The 18,124-nt window shown below is 44.6% G+C and carries 19 protein-coding genes and 1 pseudogene; 8 read left to right on the forward strand and 12 right to left on the reverse strand.

What is annotated here, in order from left to right; all coding sequences use genetic code 11:
* From QUA40_RS11270 to QUA40_RS11285, 4 genes and pseudogenes are all read right to left on the reverse strand, one after another.
* Positions 1 to 619, reverse strand: a pseudogene (locus QUA40_RS11270) (cobaltochelatase subunit CobN); the annotation flags it as partial.
* 173 nt (positions 620 to 792) lie between these two features.
* On the reverse strand, positions 793 to 1,653 hold the full coding sequence (locus QUA40_RS11275; protein ID WP_333125311.1) for an EamA family transporter: 861 nt from the start codon (positions 1,651 to 1,653) through the stop codon (positions 793 to 795).
* Positions 1,650 to 2,387, reverse strand: a complete 738-nt coding sequence (locus QUA40_RS11280) for an ABC transporter ATP-binding protein (protein ID WP_333125315.1) — start codon at positions 2,385 to 2,387, stop codon at positions 1,650 to 1,652. The genes QUA40_RS11275 and QUA40_RS11280 overlap by 4 nt, the downstream gene beginning before the upstream one ends.
* Positions 2,388 to 2,557: 170 nt before the next feature.
* Positions 2,558 to 3,370 carry an ABC transporter ATP-binding protein gene (locus QUA40_RS11285; RefSeq protein ID WP_333125318.1) on the reverse strand — a complete coding sequence of 271 codons (813 nt, stop codon included), beginning with the start codon at positions 3,368 to 3,370 and terminating at the stop codon, positions 2,558 to 2,560.
* Positions 3,371 to 3,581: 211 nt separating this feature from the next.
* Here QUA40_RS11285 and QUA40_RS11290 point away from each other — a divergent pair, with 211 nt between their 5' ends.
* Positions 3,582 to 4,448: a HEAT repeat domain-containing protein gene (locus QUA40_RS11290; RefSeq protein WP_333125321.1), complete on the forward strand. Its 867-nt coding sequence runs from the start codon at positions 3,582 to 3,584 to the stop codon at positions 4,446 to 4,448.
* 480 nt (positions 4,449 to 4,928) lie between these two features.
* On the opposite strand, the gene QUA40_RS11295 is transcribed toward QUA40_RS11290, so the two are convergent.
* Positions 4,929 to 5,852 (reverse strand): hypothetical protein, encoded by a 924-nt coding sequence (locus QUA40_RS11295; RefSeq protein WP_333125324.1) that lies wholly within the window; start codon positions 5,850 to 5,852, stop codon positions 4,929 to 4,931.
* A gap of 303 nt (positions 5,853 to 6,155) precedes the next feature.
* On the opposite strand from QUA40_RS11295, the gene QUA40_RS11300 reads away from it, so the two are divergent.
* The 3 genes from QUA40_RS11300 (at position 6,156) to QUA40_RS11310 (ending at position 9,108) form a co-directional block, all read left to right on the forward strand.
* Positions 6,156 to 6,380 (forward strand): hypothetical protein, encoded by a 225-nt coding sequence (locus tag QUA40_RS11300; RefSeq protein WP_333125327.1) that lies wholly within the window; start codon positions 6,156 to 6,158, stop codon positions 6,378 to 6,380.
* Between the two features lie 404 nt (positions 6,381 to 6,784).
* A complete protein-coding gene (locus QUA40_RS11305) occupies positions 6,785 to 7,036 on the forward strand; it encodes a hypothetical protein (protein WP_333125330.1) in 252 nt (83 codons plus the stop codon).
* Positions 7,037 to 7,239: 203 nt separating this feature from the next.
* A complete protein-coding gene (locus QUA40_RS11310) occupies positions 7,240 to 9,108 on the forward strand; it encodes a tetratricopeptide repeat protein (RefSeq protein WP_333125332.1) in 1,869 nt (622 codons plus the stop codon).
* A gap of 195 nt (positions 9,109 to 9,303) precedes the next feature.
* Here QUA40_RS11310 and QUA40_RS11315 read toward each other — a convergent pair whose 3' ends face one another.
* Positions 9,304 to 9,939 carry a L,D-transpeptidase gene (locus QUA40_RS11315; protein ID WP_333125335.1) on the reverse strand — a complete coding sequence of 212 codons (636 nt, stop codon included), beginning with the start codon at positions 9,937 to 9,939 and terminating at the stop codon, positions 9,304 to 9,306.
* A gap of 667 nt (positions 9,940 to 10,606) precedes the next feature.
* On the opposite strand from QUA40_RS11315, the gene QUA40_RS11320 reads away from it, so the two are divergent.
* The gene (locus tag QUA40_RS11320; protein ID WP_333125338.1) at positions 10,607 to 11,107 is read left to right on the forward strand and encodes an autotransporter; all 501 of its coding nucleotides are present in this window, start codon (positions 10,607 to 10,609) and stop codon (positions 11,105 to 11,107) included.
* A gap of 106 nt (positions 11,108 to 11,213) precedes the next feature.
* Positions 11,214 to 12,560 carry a PQQ-dependent sugar dehydrogenase gene (locus tag QUA40_RS11325; protein WP_333125341.1) on the forward strand — a complete coding sequence of 449 codons (1,347 nt, stop codon included), beginning with the start codon at positions 11,214 to 11,216 and terminating at the stop codon, positions 12,558 to 12,560.
* Between the two features lie 211 nt (positions 12,561 to 12,771).
* Here the strand turns inward: QUA40_RS11325 and QUA40_RS11330 are convergent, their stop codons facing one another.
* The 4 genes from QUA40_RS11330 to QUA40_RS11345 all read right to left on the reverse strand — a co-directional run bounded on the left by QUA40_RS11330 (position 12,772) and on the right by QUA40_RS11345 (position 15,468).
* Positions 12,772 to 13,221, reverse strand: a complete 450-nt coding sequence (locus tag QUA40_RS11330) for a DUF924 family protein (protein WP_333125343.1) — start codon at positions 13,219 to 13,221, stop codon at positions 12,772 to 12,774.
* A gap of 282 nt (positions 13,222 to 13,503) precedes the next feature.
* On the reverse strand, positions 13,504 to 13,860 hold the full coding sequence (locus QUA40_RS11335; RefSeq protein ID WP_333125345.1) for a peptidoglycan-binding domain-containing protein: 357 nt from the start codon (positions 13,858 to 13,860) through the stop codon (positions 13,504 to 13,506).
* A gap of 129 nt (positions 13,861 to 13,989) precedes the next feature.
* The gene (locus QUA40_RS11340) at positions 13,990 to 14,628 is read right to left on the reverse strand and encodes a ThiF family adenylyltransferase (protein ID WP_333125348.1); all 639 of its coding nucleotides are present in this window, start codon (positions 14,626 to 14,628) and stop codon (positions 13,990 to 13,992) included.
* 12 nt (positions 14,629 to 14,640) lie between these two features.
* Positions 14,641 to 15,468: a hypothetical protein gene (locus tag QUA40_RS11345; RefSeq protein ID WP_333125351.1), complete on the reverse strand. Its 828-nt coding sequence runs from the start codon at positions 15,466 to 15,468 to the stop codon at positions 14,641 to 14,643.
* Between the two features lie 152 nt (positions 15,469 to 15,620).
* Here QUA40_RS11345 and QUA40_RS11350 point away from each other — a divergent pair, with 152 nt between their 5' ends.
* Positions 15,621 to 16,013, forward strand: a complete 393-nt coding sequence (locus QUA40_RS11350; RefSeq protein WP_333125353.1) for a DUF4189 domain-containing protein — start codon at positions 15,621 to 15,623, stop codon at positions 16,011 to 16,013.
* A gap of 141 nt (positions 16,014 to 16,154) precedes the next feature.
* Here QUA40_RS11350 and QUA40_RS11355 read toward each other — a convergent pair whose 3' ends face one another.
* Positions 16,155 to 16,496, reverse strand: a complete 342-nt coding sequence (locus QUA40_RS11355; protein WP_015174354.1) for a hypothetical protein — start codon at positions 16,494 to 16,496, stop codon at positions 16,155 to 16,157.
* Between the two features lie 443 nt (positions 16,497 to 16,939).
* On the opposite strand from QUA40_RS11355, the gene QUA40_RS11360 reads away from it, so the two are divergent.
* Positions 16,940 to 17,194 carry a DUF433 domain-containing protein gene (locus tag QUA40_RS11360; protein WP_333125355.1) on the forward strand — a complete coding sequence of 85 codons (255 nt, stop codon included), beginning with the start codon at positions 16,940 to 16,942 and terminating at the stop codon, positions 17,192 to 17,194.
* 73 nt (positions 17,195 to 17,267) lie between these two features.
* Here QUA40_RS11360 and QUA40_RS11365 read toward each other — a convergent pair whose 3' ends face one another.
* On the reverse strand, positions 17,268 to 17,801 hold the full coding sequence (locus QUA40_RS11365; protein ID WP_333125358.1) for a hypothetical protein: 534 nt from the start codon (positions 17,799 to 17,801) through the stop codon (positions 17,268 to 17,270).
* Positions 17,802 to 18,124: the final 323 nt, after the last annotated feature.

The raw sequence follows: 18,124 nt of genomic DNA on the forward strand, positions 1-18,124 counted from the left end.
GTATTGTGGAGCAGGCATCTTGCCTGCTATCTTGTAAGGGCAGGCAAGATGCCTGCCCCACAATATTTGTCCATTCGTAAATTCCGACGCGGGAGACTGTTTGAGGTAGGGGTGGATTGTAAGCAGTTTTCAGGCAAGTATCGGCGGCCAATTTGAGTGCGTTAACAAAGTTTTGGACTCCGCCTTCTGTGAAGTAACGCCACAGTTTATTGACTGCTAATAGCGATACATTGGAATGGCTGATTAAATCGGGATCGGGACTGTCTTCTCCCGGCATTACAATCAGTGAGGCGTTAGTTTTCTGCACCGTTTCCCGCAGAGTTTCTAACCCGTAAGACCAATAAGAACGCCCTCCTAAAAGTCTTAATATTATGACCTCTGCGCGTTCTAAAACTTCCTCGGCATAAGTATCAATTGTTAATTGTTGCTGCAACTGAAGCAGGTTTACTGCCCGCACTTTGGGGAATGCTGCCGGCATTTTGGATGCGGCGGCTGCGAGAGTTTGAATGTCGGTGTCAGCAGCACTAATAAATACTATTGGTGCTGGGGTTTGCTGAATAAAAATTACTCCTTCTGCTTGAGGGTTCCAACCTCCCGGTGTGGCGGCTATTTTGTGCATTAATTTTTCCTCTATATATAACAAGTCGAAATTAAACGAACTCTCAGAGGCACAGCCTCTGGCTTAATTATGCCACGAAAAAAGCGATCGCAGCCTCGGAATGCAAGTCGTAGGATTTTGGAGAGGACTTGCATTCCGAGGCTGCGAACCAAATTACATAAAACATGAAAATTTTATAATGTTATAAATAAAACTCCTCCCATCATGATAGCAGCCCCTAAAAATCTTTCCTGAATATCTTTTTCCTTGAAAATGAAATGGCCGAACAGTACACCCATTAATACGCTGGTACGCTTAAGTGCTATTACTTGCACGACTAAAGTCATTGTCAAAGCTTGCATCTGAAAAATGACTCCTAAAGCATTGAAAAATCCCATGGTCATTAGCATAGGTAAGTACTGGATAATTTGGCGCTTGGGGTTAGAGGTTTTGTGCAGTAAAACTGGCAGCAATAGGACACTCATAGTCGTCAATAAAGCGAATACCCAAAAAATCGGGGAAGAGTTTTGCACGCCGATTTTGTCAAAATTTGTGGTAATACTCCAGAGAAAAGCTACGAGTAACATCAATTTTGACCCTGGTTGGTGCAGAAGTGCTTTGAAGGGAGCTAGGTAGCCTTGAGATTTTTCTTTGATGTTTAATAGATAAGAGCCCATGACTATGAGAAAAACTCCAATACCATCAAAAAAATTGGGATATTCGCCGACAATTAACGGTGAAGTCAGCAGCATGAATAAGGGCGTCAAAGCTACCAGTGGCACGGTGAGGGATAAATCCGACAGTTTGATAGCTTTAATGTAGAGGAGAGCAATGACTGCGTTCATGCTGCCTCCGATTAACAAAGCTATCCAAAATTGCTGGTTTAATGGAGGTATTTCTATGATAAATAGCAACGGCGTTAAAAAGGCTGCTGTAAAAAATGTTAGCGACCAAGTTACGACATATTCGTCGTTTGCTTTCAGGTTGTGCTTGCTAACAACATCTTTTACGGCTTCAAAAAAAGCGCTCAAAAGTGCAAAAATTAACCACATCATCCTAAATATGCGCTCCTGACTCGATCGTCGTTTAGCAAATCTGATGCCAACCCTGTGAGAGTAATGTTACCAGCTTCTAGCACGTAACCCCGATCGGCAATTTGCAGTGCTAAATTGGCGTTTTGTTCGACTAAAAGGATTGTAACGCCTGTGGAGCGGAGGTTTTGAATGATTGCAAAAATTTCTTTGACGATCGCAGGTGCTAAGCCTAAACTAGGCTCATCTAATAATAGCAGCTTCGGGCGGCTCATCAGAGCACGGGCGATCGCCAGCATTTGCTGTTCCCCGCCGCTGAGGGTTCCTGCTAGCTGGCGACGCCTTTCTGCTAGGCGCGGAAATATCTCAAATTGGCGCTCTAAATCGGCTTTTACTGCTGCCGAGTCCGATCGAATATAGGCCCCCAATTCCATGTTAGTTAACACCGTTTGCTGGGCCAAAACCCTCCGCCCTTCTGGACTGTGGGCGATTCCCAATTTAACAACTTCGTGAGGGAGGCGGCGGGTAATATCGCGCCCGTTATAAATAATTTGTCCTTGTCGCAAATTAACTATTTTAGAAATCGCTCTCAGCGTGGTACTTTTGCCTGCACCGTTGGCGCCGATGAGACTGACAACCTCGCCTGCATTAATTGTTAGATTAATATTTTCTATGGCTTGAATTCCCCCATAATTTACAGAAAGATTTTTTAATTCTAAGAGAATGTTTTGGGTGGTTTTGGGTGGGCTATGTTGCATTTTGTGGGACTTGATTGTTGATAACAAAACTGTCTATTTTCCAGCACTCCGCTAGGGGTTTAAACCCCTGGCTCATAGCTGAAGTCCCCTTAAGAGGACTGGAAGATTCATTTAAGGCTAACTATTAATTTTACTCGTTCCCCGCCCGAGCAGGGAAACATTTACAATTTCTACGTTTCATCTCCCAAATAAGCCTCAATTACTGCCGGGTCATTCCTCACAACAGCAGGTTCTCCCAAAGCAATAAGCTGACCGAAATGCAAGACAGCAATTCGATCGCACAATCCCATAACTAGCGGTACATGATGCTCGATAAATATTACAGTTAAATTGAATTGTTGGCGCACTTCGCGGATAAATTCGCTTAATTTGTGCTTTTCATTGGGATTCATCCCTGCTGCAGGTTCATCTAACAGCAATATTTGCGGTTCTAGAGCTAAAGCGCGGGCTATTTCTAAGCGCCTCTGGTCGCCGTAGGGCAAGTTTTTGGCTTGTTCGCCCGCGCGATCGCCCAATCCGACTAAATCCAACAATTCTAAGGCTTTCCGCTGGGTTTTGCGTTCCATTGCGTTAGATGCTGGCAAGCCGAGAATCCCCGCCAGCAAGGATAAAACAGGATTGCCCGATCGACTGTGGATGTGTCGGGCGATCGCCACATTTTCTAGGACAGAAAGTTCCCCAAACAACCGAATATTTTGAAATGTTCTGGCTATACCTTTATTAGCAATTTGATAAGGTCGCAGTTTAGAAATATTTTCATTTTGATAAATCAGATTGCCACTAGAGGCAGGTATCAGTCCAGTCATTACATTAAATAGAGTTGTCTTCCCCGCGCCGTTAGGGCCGATCAATCCAAAAATTTCGTGTTTTTCAACTGTAAAAGATACGTTGTTTACAGCAATTAAACCACCAAAACGACGAGTTAATCCTTTGGCTGCTAAAACAGGATTGCTTGTTGAGAGGGTAAGGGGTTCGGAAATCATAAACAAATCATAGAATATAAGATATCTAATTATGCCTTAGACTGCGGAATGTTCTTAAAGTCCCCCTTTTTAAAGAGTATTTAGGGCGATCGATTTCACCACGGACAAGCACAAATTTAGATCGCCCAGAGTCCTGAAACAGTTTGGTGAGAATGTATACACAATTATTCAAATGGCTGAGACGGCTCATCAAACACAAGGATTCTAGTCCATGACGAAGCACTGCCGACAAAGATTAGCTGCCGTAATTACTCTCTCGTTTCTATCTTTCACATCGCCTTTGCTGTTGACTCGCAATGCTGCGGCTGGAATTGGGGACGAACCCACAGCTAATCCCAAACAGATTGCCTCCCTTACCGAGAAGTTAAAGAGTAGCGAGGAAACGAAACTTAATGCAGCTATTAAGCTGTTAGGAAAAATAGGTAAACCAGCTATCCCTGATTGGATGGAAGCTTTGCAGGATCAGAATTTGTCAGTCGGCCAGAGTGCTGCTGAGGTTCTAAGACAAATTGCTCTTCCTGCTATTCCTGCCTTTGTCAGAACCTTGAAAGATTCAGATGTGTCGGTTGGTGCAGAAGCTAAAACTTCACTGCCACAGCTAATTCTCTTGCTGAAAGACTCCGATGCAACTGTGCGTAGCCGTGCAGGCTATGCTTTGGGAAGGATTGGTGCAGAAGCTAAAACTGCTGTGCCACACCTAATTCTCTTGCTGAAAGACTCCGATGCAACCGTGCGTAGCCATGCAGCCAATGCTTTGGGAAGTATGGGTGCAGAAGCTAAAACTGTTGTGCCGCACCTAATTCTCTTGCTGAAAGACTCGGATGCAAATGTGCGTAGCCGTGCAGACTATGCTTTGGCAAGGATGCGTGCAGAAACTAAAACTGCTGTGCCACAGCTAATTCCCCTGCTGAAAGACTCAGATGCAACTGTGCGTAGTAGTGCAGCCTCTGCTTTGGGAAGTTTCGGTGCAGAAGGTAAAACGGCACTGCCGCAGCTAATTGTCTTGCTGAAAGACTCCAATCCAAATGTGCGTAATAGTACAGCCTCTGCTTTGAATAAAATCCGTGCAAAAGCTTAAACTGTTGTGCCGCAGCTAGTGGCTGTTGACAAGGTGGAATTTAGATTTAAATACTGACAGAATCGGCGCTGATTATAGCAATATGTAGATTAGCCAACCCGACCCAGATTTCTGCCAACAAATCCGTGCGTTTGATGAACAATGTCCGGCTTTTACTTTCGTGAGGCCGGGATTGGAGGGCGATAGGTGTTATTTCAAGAATCGCGTGCCGTCGTCAAGTCTGAGAGAAGACCGGAGTTCTAGTTTAAAATCAAGGCGTTAAAGAAAAACGAAAGCGGAATGTTCTTAAGGTTTCCCTTTTTAAGCTCAACTTCCCCCCACGGGGAAGTTAAACTCAACTTCCGAAGCGATTACAAAATTTCATCGAATAGAATAGCAGGGATGTAACGGTTCACGGGGTTTAAACCAAGACTTGAGAAAATCGCAGAGTCCGATTAAGGTACACCAGTTACATAATTCCTAAGCAAATCCGGTTACAGGTTACTTCTGTGGACTTGGAATCTTGCTCAGAAATAATTCCTTAGTCCGAGAATCGCGATCGTACATATGTATAACAGGAACAAGGCGATCGTCAACCATAACTTTGTCATCGTGAATCTCCCAATCTCCCTCATGATCTCCACACAGTGTGAGGACGGCACCACTCTTCAAATTATGTTTCACCGTTTGGTTACTGGGAAATTGATAGTTAATCACCTTATTGAACATTGGTTGATCGATAGGTTTACGACGATGGCGTTGAGCCTCCAACACCATTAATTCACTTAATTGCATCATGAGATGGTTTCCTCCTAATATTGTCCCTGCACAGAGTATAGGTTTTCCCAACATTTCTTCCAGAGTTTTTTTCCCATAAATAGCACTCAACCATTCACTATCTATGTTTTCTTTAGTGGGCGCTCCAAAATAAATACCTGCTTCTTCAAAAACGTGCAGCTTACTAGAGTCTAAGTCATCGAAGGGAGAAGCTTGGAAAACAACATCACGCACATCTGAAGTCATAACCATTCGATAACTGGAGTTAACCTTCAGGAATGTATGGTAAGCCATCCAGCGACCTGTGATGGGATGAATCCAATTGGCAACCGTACTCCTATAATCCTCCTCTAAGTAGGTACGGTTAGATCCTGAACTTAGTCGAATTAAAGCTTGCAGTCCTACCATCTTTGCGTGATAGATGAGATTTAGGATCTTTGAGCTAGTAACCCACTTCCACACATTTTCAACTGGTATAAGGGTGATATTTTTTTCGAGAGCTACCTTGGCGAACTCATCCCCTAATGCATTAATAAACACAACAATATCAACTTTATCTGGCTCGCAATGCTGACGAGTGGATACAACAAACCTGTAGAAATCCTCGAATTTACAGTTTGTTGCATAACCCATTATTAAGTCTTTCATTGTTTGTCCCCTCAAAATCAGTAGATGTAAACAGTAAAGATACTAACAGAGTCTTAATTGAGTCCGCGTATAGCCGTCTAACCGTTGACCCAAAATGCCTTCTGTGATCACCAAAAAGTTGGCAGAGCCACCAATAATTGTGTCGCAGATATTGTGTCGCCGATGTATATTGAATAATTCACGCTAACATACCACAAATAGCTCGGGTATGTCAACCTCTTCTTACTGCGAGTCGTCATTTTTTTTTGTTGATATAATTCTGCCCACCATCGGTCTTAAAAATCTGAGTGTTCGCACTTAAAAATGTTACCTGCATTACATACTAAAATACCTAATAAGCCTCCCCAGAAAACCCAACCCAACCCTCGTATCGAGGGGAGAATATTTATTAATAAAAGCAGTGGTCGCTCGTTATTTACCCAAAAATATTTAGCAAAAATTTCCGGTGCAAAGGATAGCGACTTTCTGCCACAACAAATCACATCGCGTTATAATGTAACAATTACTATACCGCCTGAATCTCCTTAACATCTCGCAGGGATAATTGTATAACAATGTACAGACCAGATTCGCCCAACGCCAACAAAAGTGCTGCTGACGATGTAGGCTCTACCAAGTGAAGGCCCGGAGATTCCAGGCTTGCCTGACGAATATCACCCTGGCAATCACAAAAGTTGTGTGATCGCTGATTTCTCCCTAATTATCTAGCCGATCGCGTCTTCTCTGCCAGCGATATAAATCTCTACTACGAATCCAATCATCCCAATTGGTACAAAAGACCCGATTGGTATTTAGTTGTCGAAGTTTTGAGAGTTTACCGAGACAGAGACTTGGGCGAAAGTTACGTCATTTAGCACAAACCCGTAACTCCTTTAATCACTATCTAATTTCTGTCACTATGTACGGAAGATGAAAATTGAAGTTTGACATAATTGCAACGCAATAAACCGCCGACTAAATGGCAGATTTACGAGATAATTTTGAAGATTAGTTATTACTTTGTTCTTGGTAAATACAACCACTTGAGAGTATTTCGCTTAGCGGGCAACCTTTACCGCGAACAAGTGTTAACAGGTTCTCGATTCTGGATAATGGAAATAAAGTTGAGTTTGGGTTTGTGGAAGGTTCTTTCTTGGAACATCAGAGGTTGTGGCTGCGCTAGTATGATGTTAATAGCAATTTAGCTCGGACTCCAGAAGAATTTGCAAGACAGCGAGATCAATGGGAAAGGCAGTCAGCCGAATCTGAAAGTCAGCGGGCCAATCCATTAGCCGATCGAATCAGAACAATGGGCATTAATCCAGATGAGCTGTAAAATTAAGTAGCAGCATGAAATGGTGCAAGCTGCAAGCGCTGTCGATAAAAACTTATTAACTAAAAATAAATTATGCCAGACTCTACCTCACTGCGCGATCGCTACCTAGCCCTAATCGACAAAATTGTCGAAATCACCCTCAAAGGTCAAATTCGCTCCAAAGAACAAGTCTATCAAATGCTGGTGCAAGACATTAGCACTGGTACTGGCGAAATCTTTGAACGCTGTTTCGGCGAACGCCTTGATGCCGCCGAAAATCAACTCAGGAATGAAAAAGACGAAATCAAACAAGCAAAGGCAAATCGCAGCCTCCGAGCTCTCAAAACCATCCAAGGAGAATGGGAACGCTGGCAGAAAGATAACCGCGTCGATCGCGAAATTGCATCGTCAATCCAACAAATCGTTACTGCCGAATCTAACGCCCGCCTCCTGGCATTATTGCAAGTAATCGATCCGAATAAAGAACATCCGCTGACTCTAGCTCAATTGCAGCAATTGGCAAAATCTTTGCACCAACAAATGCTGCAAACTGCGAATCCCGAAACCGAACAAGATTTGCAGCAAATCACCGTCGGCATCGCTAAAGGTTTAGAATCTTGGCAGCGTTTAGAACCGGAACTTGTGGGCTGGATTTATCAGCCGCAGCAGCTAGGATTTGCCGGTAGTCCCGAACAAAATGGGCCTTGGGCTTTTTGGGCCAAAAAAGTTAACAGTCCCTTTCCCCACGCTCTCTTAAATACTATTGCGCTCGGTGAATCGGTAGTTCAATTCGCAGCCCAGCAATCGAATTTAGATTTAGGCATATTGGTGGAAGTGGCGATTATTTTGCAGTGCTTGCAACGGGCCTTGGCGACATGGTTTGATAAGCAAGTTTACGATTCCAAAGTGTCAACAAAAGCTTCAATTTCTACTTACATTACTTTTGCGGTAATTTGGAGTCAGCTAGCTAGTGGATTTAATAATTCTACCAAGAGTGGCGAGCAGTTGGCAAATGCTTGTTTTCAAGTAACTTTGCAAATTTTGCGCGCGTTTTCTCAGCGAGAATATTTTCCGCTTTATGGGGGAATTTTTGCTTCGTTTGATGGTAAAGCTCTGCGGCATACTTTGGATTATTTAGACGAACCGCTGCGGCGAGTTGAAGGCACTCAAGCGAAAGCTCGGATTCTGACGCTTTTGGGTTATTCGATGCAGGCGGCGGGGGCTTATGAGCGATCGATCTTGCTGCACAAGCAAGCGCTGGAAATTGCCCGTACCGAAGGAGACAAAGCTTGCGAAGTTGCCAATCTCAATCACATCAGCCGCAACTATGTTGCTCAAAAAAATTATCAGGAAGCGATTAATTACAGCCAGCGGGCTTTAATTATGGCACGACAAGCCGGAGAGCGACAAGGCGAGGCAAATGCTCTGGCTAATTTGGGTTACAGTGAAGTGTTTCAAGCGCGGCAGTTGGAGGAGGTGGAACCGGAGGTTTACGAGAGTGCGATCGGTTATTTGGAACAAGGTTTGTTGCTATCGGAAAAATTGGGCGATCGCCAAAGTCAAGCTTTTTGTTCCAGCAGTCTCGGGATCGCTAAAATTGCCCTGGAAAATGCTGAAGGTGCGATCGAATATTTGCTCAAAGGTTGGCAAGCAGCTCAATTCTCAGGGGATTTATATTTGCAAGGTCTGAATTTGGCTTACTTGGCTCAAGCTTATTACAGAATCAACTCACTAGAAAAAGCGATATTTGCGGGCAGCTTGGGGATGTATACTTTGGAGCAAATTGGTGCGATGGAGTGGCGTCAATCGGCTGGTTTGTTGACAATTTTGCAGGGTCAAATGGGGGCGGAATCTTTTAAACAATCTTTGGCTAAAAGTCGAGCGAATATCATTCCGGCGATCGGTGTTGATGGCTACGATTACATCCCGGAGTTGCTGGAAAAATATCAGCAATCTATTTAACTCTTTGTGGAACAGGCCGGAAAGCCTGTTGTTAAGAGGGGTGCAAAATGTAAGTTTTAACTCACCCAATAGCTGCATTATCAATAAGTCTTTCATGGGCGGGCTCTCCTGCCCACCCCACAACCAAATTTAAGTCTTTGTGGAACAGGCATCTTGCCTGTTCATGTGTTTTTATGCACCCCAACCTCCAAATAATTAATGCTCAACTATCACCGGTGTGCCAACTGCGACTTTCTCAAATAAAGCCTGTGCGTCTTTATCAAACATTCTGACGCAGCCGTGAGAAGCCGCCCCCCCGATAGACTCTGGATTCGGAGTACCATGAAAACCAATCACATTCTTGCCATCCGTCCAAAACCCCATCCACCTAGTCCCTAATGGATTGTCTGGCCCAGCAGGAATAAGTTCTCCTGTCCAAGGATTTTGCCAAACTGGATCTTTGATCATTTGAATAACTTTAAAATTGCCTGTAGGAGTTTCCCAGCCGCCTTTTCCCACAGCAACCGGGAAACTGGCTTGCACCTTATTTTGTCGGTAAACATAGACGCGGCGTTCTCGCAATTTCAGCACTAAACGCACTTCCTCAATAGGATTTACCGCAGGCTTTGGTTCCTGGGGAATATAACGAAATGGTTCTCCCAATGGCGGCAGTTCTGGGGTTCCGAGATTCGGCAATTTTGTCTCGGATGTGGGCCGCTGCGCCGCGACCGCACTATTACTTGAATTAGCCACTACTTCGGCAGTCGCTTGCTGCTGTATGCCGACCGACAGCGCCGCTGCACTCAAGCTCAGTACAATTAACTTATTAAACAAAAATTTGCTCTTCACCATTGTTTTATTCGCTAAACTCCTCACCAGCAGTTCCTACAAAGTTCCTATCTAATTATCCGCCAACCGCACCCGATGAGAAAAATTTTGAGATGGCTTTTTGACGGCAACTGCGCTGCACAGTTTGTAGTTTAAATTCCACCACTGATAACTTGTAACTCAGCACAAAGCTTAGACAATAATACTAAAACCACAAGGTTTTTATAAGCGGCTCAGTGGAGTTACGCAAGAGAATGTCGTGAGAAAACCCGGTTTATGCGTAAATATTGCCAGAAAATGATTAAAGTTTACCTCCGACTAATTTGATTTTTTAGCATGGCCGAGTGGCGATCGAGTATTCCAACTATGGCGCTGCTGTATCCGGCAAGCACAATCTGTCTTTGGGTAGAGTTCCCCCCCAACAGTTAGGTTGGCGGAAAAAAACTGCTAAGGTCGATCGAATAAACTCAATATATCACGGCAACACTCTAGAGATGCGAAACGCTGAACTTGTTGTAAATCGGGAACTTATGATGTAAAATTTAGTCTTTCAATACTTGTTCGATAATCTTTTTTTGAGATTGTCATAAATTTCCTACTCTGGGGATTAAACTGGATTAGGTATAGAGGTTGGGACTTTCGCGCAGCGGAAGCAAACCCGACCCTGAATAGCAGTTAATGTGAGGTTTCAATGCGTCTTCAGAACATCAAATTATTGACAGGTGCAACACTGTCGGTGCTAATTTCGGCGGTCTCAGTACATCCTGCGATGGCTAACCCTGCAACTCAAATAGCCCAAACGCAGACCACCACAACAGCAAACACTAGAACCATTGTCGGTTTTGTCAAAAGTATTGTCGGCGACGTAGTAACTATTCGCGAAGAAAATGCGCCGTACAGGACTCTCAGGATTCAAAGATGCGTCCTGAGAATTATTGGCCTGGTACCGGGAATGAAAGTCAGAGCCACGGTCGCCGGATCTCAGATACAAAATATCGCGGTGATCCCCGATTATAAGGTGGTAGCCACAACGGTTGCTCGTCCCGCAACCCCAGCACCGGCACCGCGTCCGGCTCCAGAACCGCCACCGCGTCCGATGCCTGCTCCCCGTCCGATTCCGGCTCCGATGCCTGCTCCCCGTCCGATTCCGGCTCCGGCTCCCCGTCCGGCTCCTGTGAGAGGACTTTGGTAGAGCTAGATTTGTAAAGGGAATTAAGCCACCGCGCCTGCGGTGGCTTCGCTGTTTAATCGCAGTTAGAATAATAGAATTGTCCAGCAATTGTTGAGAAATCGCTGCTATGTATTACCTGCGTTTCTTGCTGCTAATTCTCCTGCTGCCGGTGATTGCGTGCGATCGAGCTACAGATGCGATCGCCCCTGCTGTGGGCGACAGCGGCCCCCTGTCGCAAATTCCCTCCCGTGCACCGCTGGCAAATGTTGGGACAAATCAAATTGTACCGACCAAACCGCTTTCGCCGCAGCCCATCCGCATTGCTGCAACTTCTTTGCCGCAGCCAGGAGCCAGCGAAAGCGCCTCAAAACCTCCTCAAGTAATACCGATTCCCGCATCGCCAGTGTTCCGTGTGCCTCCTGGCTTTGTCGTTAACGTTTTTGCTGACAATTTAGACGCTCCCCGATGGCTGGCTTTGACGCCGACAGGCGATGTTTTGGTAACAGAAACCCGGCAGAATCGGATTACGCTGTTGCGCGATGCCAACGGCGACGGGGTTGCTGAGGTTCGCAAGACTTTTGCAAGTGCCCAAAACGGGTTAAATATTCCCTTTGGCATGGCTTTTGCCGATCGCTATTTTTTCATCGGAAATACCGATGAAGTCCGCCGATTTCCCTACACAAAAGGGCAGGAACAATTGGCAGGTAGCGGTCAAAAAATTGCGGATTTACCGGGCGGCGGCTACAACCAACACTGGACGCGAAATGTTGTCGTTTCCCCCGACAATAGCAAGCTTTTCGTATCAGTTGGCTCGCAGTCTAATGCCGATGTCGAGCCGCTGCCGAGGGCCTCTGTTCAAGTAATGAATTTGGACGGCAAGAACCAGCAAATTTTCGCTTCCGGTTTGCGAAATCCGGTGGGATTGGATTTTCACCCAAAAACGAATCAACTCTACACGACAGTGAACGAACGCGACGGTTTGGGAGATGATTTGGTGCCGGATTACTTCACAAGAATTCGTCAAGGGGAGTTTTACGGCTGGCCTTACGCTTATTTTAAGCCGAATTTGCTCGACCCGCGCCACTCCAGAAACGGCAATAGCGATCGACCTGATTTAGCGGCTAAAACATTAATGCCAGACGTGCTGTTTCAGGCGCACTCTGCCGCTTTGGGGCTTCAGTTTTACGACGGCAAAACGTTTCCTAAAAGATTTCTCAACGGGGCGTTTGTGGCGTTTCGCGGCAGTTGGAACCGGAACGCTGGAACTGGTTATAAAATCGTGTTTGTACCTTTTAATGCGGCGAACGGACGCCCTCAAGGTTATTATGAGGATTTTCTGACTGGTTTTCTCACAGATCCTTCTGGCCCGAAAACTTGGGGGAGGCCAGTTGGTTTGCTGGTTTTACCTGACGGGAGTTTGCTGTTTACTGAGGAAGCGAACAACCGGATTTATCGGGTGCAGTATCGCGGCTGAGGATTGGGCGATCGATAAATTCTTCACCCTCGTATACTTTTTGTTGAATCGACAATTTATCTTCTTTTCTAATTTCACTATTCAATTTGAGAGTCGCTGGGTGGGGGCGGGTTTTGTACAGAGATTGTCTGCTGTTGGTTCTGATGGCCGGCTAAAACCGCCTCTACAAGCCTCTAATATATCAGAAATATCGAGGTTGTGCGATCGCGCTTTAAAATCCCGAACCGGGTTGTCTCAGAAACTCTGCTTCTTCCGGGGTTGTTTCCCGTCCGAGAATTTGATTGCGGTGCGGAAATCTCCCAAAACGCTTGATTATTTCCAAATGCTGCATCGCGTATTCAATGAGTGAATCGCTGTCAGGTTCGCCGCTGAGTTGGCAAAATAGTTTGACAGATTTCTCCTGGTTTTCTAAGTTTTCGCTGTGTTGAAACGGGAGATAAATAAACAATTTTTGTACAGTCAGCAATTCGCGATCGAAGTTATGATTAATAGCGTATTCGGCGGTGGCTAAAGCTTTGCTGTCTGTGGCGAATGCTTGAGGCGTTCCCCGAAACATATGACGCGGAAATTGATCGAACACTAGAATTAATGCGAGGCAATTTTCGGAGGAATCTTGCCATGAGTCGAGTTTACCGGAGGCAGCGAGTTCGTATTGCTGCATAAATCGCGATCCTCTTCGAGGGCTTCGCTAACGCACTTGGGCATCAAAATCCGCATCTTTTTCAAACCATTTCTTGTGGACTTTGCCAAACTCAGGAGAGTGCGATCGACCAAACCAAAAACCTAAAACTTCATTCATTAGCAATCTAGTAGGCGATTGATTTTTTGATTAAAGATTCTGTGTCTGTAGTTGCACAAAAACTGCTATCTGTGCAACTACAAACTACAGCGATTAATGATTAGCAATAATGACTTAGGAACCTTTGTTGTGCGGTGCTTAAAGTTACGAACTAGCAAACAGTCTGTCCCAAGTTGTGCCTCCCACAACTCCGTCTACAGGAATATCCGCTTGTCGCTGAAATCTTTTCACTGCATCTTCGGTTGTCGGACCGAAAACGCCATCAATTACGATCGGATGTCGGGACAAGCCCCGCGCGTTCAACAACTTTTGCAGTTTCTTCACATCGTGCCCTTTCGAGCCGCATTTTAAAATCCTTTTATGGTATCTCACTGCGGGTCGATGGCAATCATCAGTGTGGCAAACTGCGGAGCCTGCTGCATAGTTTGCTCTACTTGTACCCGTCACAACTAATAGGGCGAGAATTGCTAGTAAATAATAAAAAGTCTGTGATCCTGCCATACTTTCCCTGTTAATTTTTCAAGCGTTTTTTGCAAATTGGACGATTGTTTGAGGGTGAGAAACCGGGTTTCTGGGATGGGGGCATCCAATCTTGATTGACCAGGTTTCTGGCAACAGTCAACCGACATTCTACAATATAAGTGGCTTTACTGCAAAATCTCCGATCGTGCAAGTTAAATTTTGTTGCTCTTTGGTAGCAGCAAAGGTAACAATTACTTCGCAAGCAACTGCAACCGTCAGCATTACCAAGTTTCTCGCCAGCGGGTAATCGCAAACGTCATCATTCGCCGCTGAAGGAACCCGATAGTGTTGGTTCCAAATTATTTCCGAGTAATCGGCAGCTAATCCGATGTGCACGCATGGAAGGGAGGCACTCGCACAGTAATCCTTGACTGCTTGCCGCCCGACACTGTTATCAAAAGTATCGATGACTGTGGCGCTGTTGGCAAGCAGCCGATCGACATTTGCGGGTGTCAATTCTTTTGAGTGCGCCTCAATGCTGACTCCCAAAGCGCGGTAGAGGTTGTTGGCGAGAATTTTGGCTTTGAATGCGCCGATGTCCGATCGATAATAGGGTTGAGTGGAAAGGTTGCGTTCCTCGACGCGATCGCGATCGATGACTTTTAAATGGCCAAAGCCCGATCGCGCCAGACTTTCTGTAATATTCGCACCCAAAGCGCCCGCGCCGCACACCGTTACCGGGAAATTTTTTATCAGCGACATCACTGCGGCACTTCTGTAAAGTTGTTCGTGAAAAAATATACTCATGGTAATCAAGAATTATCGATTTTCGACTACTCCAACCAATGAATGCAAGTCGAACTCTTTGTCCAATCCGCTGAGACAAATGCCAGCACTCATAACTGTCAAGTCATTTTTGGCGATCGCAGAAGTGTGAGGTTCTCCACTCCCGCTAGTCCATTCAACCAACCAATAATTTTGGCGATCGCAAAAATCCCGCAATTCACCGCCACCCATTTTCAATGCCCGTTCCAAGCGCTGTTCTGCCCGCACTTTCGGATCGAAATGTTTAATATTTCGGGACACTAATTCGTAAACAGTTCGCATTTCCGGCGTCATCCCTTTAAAGCGAACTTCTTGAGGCAAAATAAACTTTTTTAAAGCTGCTTTCAATTCCTCAGACGGTCGCGGATCGGCGCGCCTGTCAATCTCTTCAAACCACAAACAATAACCGTCCCAGCGCGCAACAATCTGCTCGAACTGCGAGCCTTTAGTTACTAAATGGACTGGTACGGGTTTAGCAACACCAGTGCGCTGTTTAGCATCAGATTCATTAACCGGATAAGCCAGCCAAGTTTGCCCTTGCAGTACGCAAGCTAAATGCAAGCGAATCGGCATGAGTAGTTGCAAATACTCTGCCACTTGGGGCAAAATAGGCTCCTCAATTACAGCAGCAACGTTCTCATTTACAGGCTCAAAAATAGCCCATCCTTCAAAGTTTTGCGGTTGCGGTTGAAACAGATAAGTCATGCCACCTATCCTTGTTCGCACCCTTCCCCCCCGCACGCAGGGTGCCAGGAATTGGGTATCGAGCAGTTGCCCTTCTTGGGCCGCGAGTTGGCTGAGGATTTTGCGGATATCTGCCACTGAATTAACCTCCTTAATTTTACTATTTTTTACCGAACGCACTTTTAATTTAAGCTTTGATAAAGTTTTGTAAATTTATTGATACAAATAAAGATCCTAATATAATATTGAGCTAGCCTCCAAATTTAACCTTGTAAATATCTCAAATAAGTATGCTGCAAAAGCTCTTTTCTAAGTTGGTTGTAGTGACAGTTTTGACACTTCCGATCTTTGGCTCAACCCAGGTAGCTAAAGCTCAGAACACCTATGGAGCTACTGCTTATTCTCCGACTTCTGACGCCACTGGTATTAGTTGGGATCATGCTACAGAAAAAGAAGCACTAGACGCAGCAGTAGTCGCGTGCAATCAACAAAGTGAAGGTGCTAACGACTGCAAACCGCTGACCTCTAATAGCAATAATTGTGGAGCGATCGCAGTAGGCAAAGGAGGAGCCGGTGCGGGCTGGGGCGACGATAAAGCAGCAGCAGAAGCTCAAGCTCTTGCCGGTTGCAGCGAACTAGAGGGCGGCAGTTGTAAAGTGCAGCTTTCAGCTTGCAACAAGTAATTAAAGTGATAAAAATTGGTCGGATCAGTATCTTTTTTGGGTCGTAAAACCCCTTGAAAAATAGTAAAAGTAGGGTGCACCATGTGCACCTTACCAAATACAAATCAGCTAAAAGTAGGGTGCACTATGTGCATCTTACAGTTAATCTCCTACTTCGGAAGTAACTGCATCAGGTGGCAGCAAACTTTCTAATCTATCTTTAGACCAGTATTCAGTAGGGTAAGCAAGTGCAATAATATCAGAGAGTCGAATCAGCCACGTAACTTGTCCGTAAGCATCGATATTTTCCGCCTGTTCGTTAGGGGGAACTATCACCAAAAGTTCCGCAAACTCCCCGAACAAATTAATCGGGATGCCGCCGAAACTGCTATTATTTGTTTTAATCCAAACTTTGCTGCCTCGATCGAGAGCTTCTTGGAGTCGCTGGCAGAGCAAACTGGATTTTTTGACCTGGGATTTTTTGGCTTTCGACTTTTTTCCCATAGTTTTAAGAAGTTAAAGTAGTTGTATTGTGGGTTGCACAGTTCGTTAGACAGTGGGTTGAGATTTAGTGCGATCCTCTTCGTTGGCCTAGCCCCCGTAGGGGCGGGCTTCGCTAACGGGGTTTGGTATTGAAACGGACAAAAGCAAAAAGGGCGATCGCCCCGTCGCTACCCCATTACTCTAGTCTATAAGAAAGTGCTGTACTGCGATCGTAATAACAATTTAATCGCAAAATGGGGAAAGGACACCCGCTCAAAAAAAATGCCACTGTCGCCAAACTCCAAACCCTGGTTGGCATCAGTGATTCCCAATCTAAAATCTAAAATTTAAAAAGGTATTACCTGCCGTATCATGTTACACAATTCGTCAACGATCCCCGTGTTTCTACTGTACCCAAATGCAGTATAATCGGTGGAATCTTCCCAAATCGTTTAAGTAAAACAATGGACTGGCGAAAGCTCATTCATCCAAACCCGAAAGCTTCAACAAGTCAACCAGCAGCGCCAGAAACTCGATTATCTGTAGAATTTTTGCTGGGACTCTTTGCTGCGGGATGGACACAACAGCAGGTGTTAGAGAAATATCCTGCACTGACTTCGGAAAAGCTGCGCGTGGCTTTGGCTGGTGCAGATTCCCAGTTAGTGTCATCCATAGCTAATCCCGAATTACAAGAAATTATTGCTCAAATTAGAGAATAATTTACAATGCTAACATCTGAAGGATTGCGGCCTGTTTTTCGTTTGCTGCTTAATGTCTCCGTATATAAAAGTTCTACTTGACGCGATAATTCCAGGTTTTGATAGCTAAATCTATAAACCATCCTAAATTAGTGGGTGTCTCCTTTGCGTAAGATTTCCACCATTCCAGAGTAGTGTTATCAAGAGGAGGAGTAATACCTTTAAGAAGATTGATAAGTAACCAAAAAGTATTATTATAACCTAGTGCAGCTTGCGTCAAGTACATATTAGGTTTACACCATTTTAACATCCCCTCTCTAGTTACTCCTGAATATGTATTAGGTTGAGGTTGCTCTTTTAAGTTGATAGTATCTTTGGTACAAACAACCCATTCTATAGAAGAATTTGGAGAAAAAGGGTTGCCTACTTTTTTCAAAACAAATCCAAATCGAGTTATCGGTGTTTTGATATTTTTATTGACGGCTGTTGGTAACCAAAGAAATAAAACGATTCCGTTAGTAGTATTAGTTATTTCTGCCACTTTTTTGTGATTCACTCCATCCCCAGTTCCATACAATATTTTTCTGTAAGTGGTACTAACCATTTCTTTTACTTTTGGCTGAGACAAAAGCAAAGTTCGCAACTTCAGAAAATCTGTATGATAGTCGGGTGGGAGCCTACCTACAAAATTGCAAGTAAAAGGAGGTAAACTGCTAAGATCTAAATTATGAGATATTTCTGGCAACCCAAATACAGGGTAAGAAATTTCATAAATTTGACTTAATAGTTTAAATTGACCTGAATTATGATAATTTTGTACAGCAAATTCCCAAAAACAAAAATCTTCTTCAAATTTTGAAGCTTCTTTGTCTGTGTAATTAGGGCTTGCTGAATAATCGATCGCAAACTATGAATAGGAGCGACCGATATATTCAAACTCAACTAAAGATA

The organism is Microcoleus sp. Pol11C3 (genome assembly GCF_036701485.1).
Taxonomy (GTDB): domain Bacteria; phylum Cyanobacteriota; class Cyanobacteriia; order Cyanobacteriales; family Microcoleaceae; genus Microcoleus.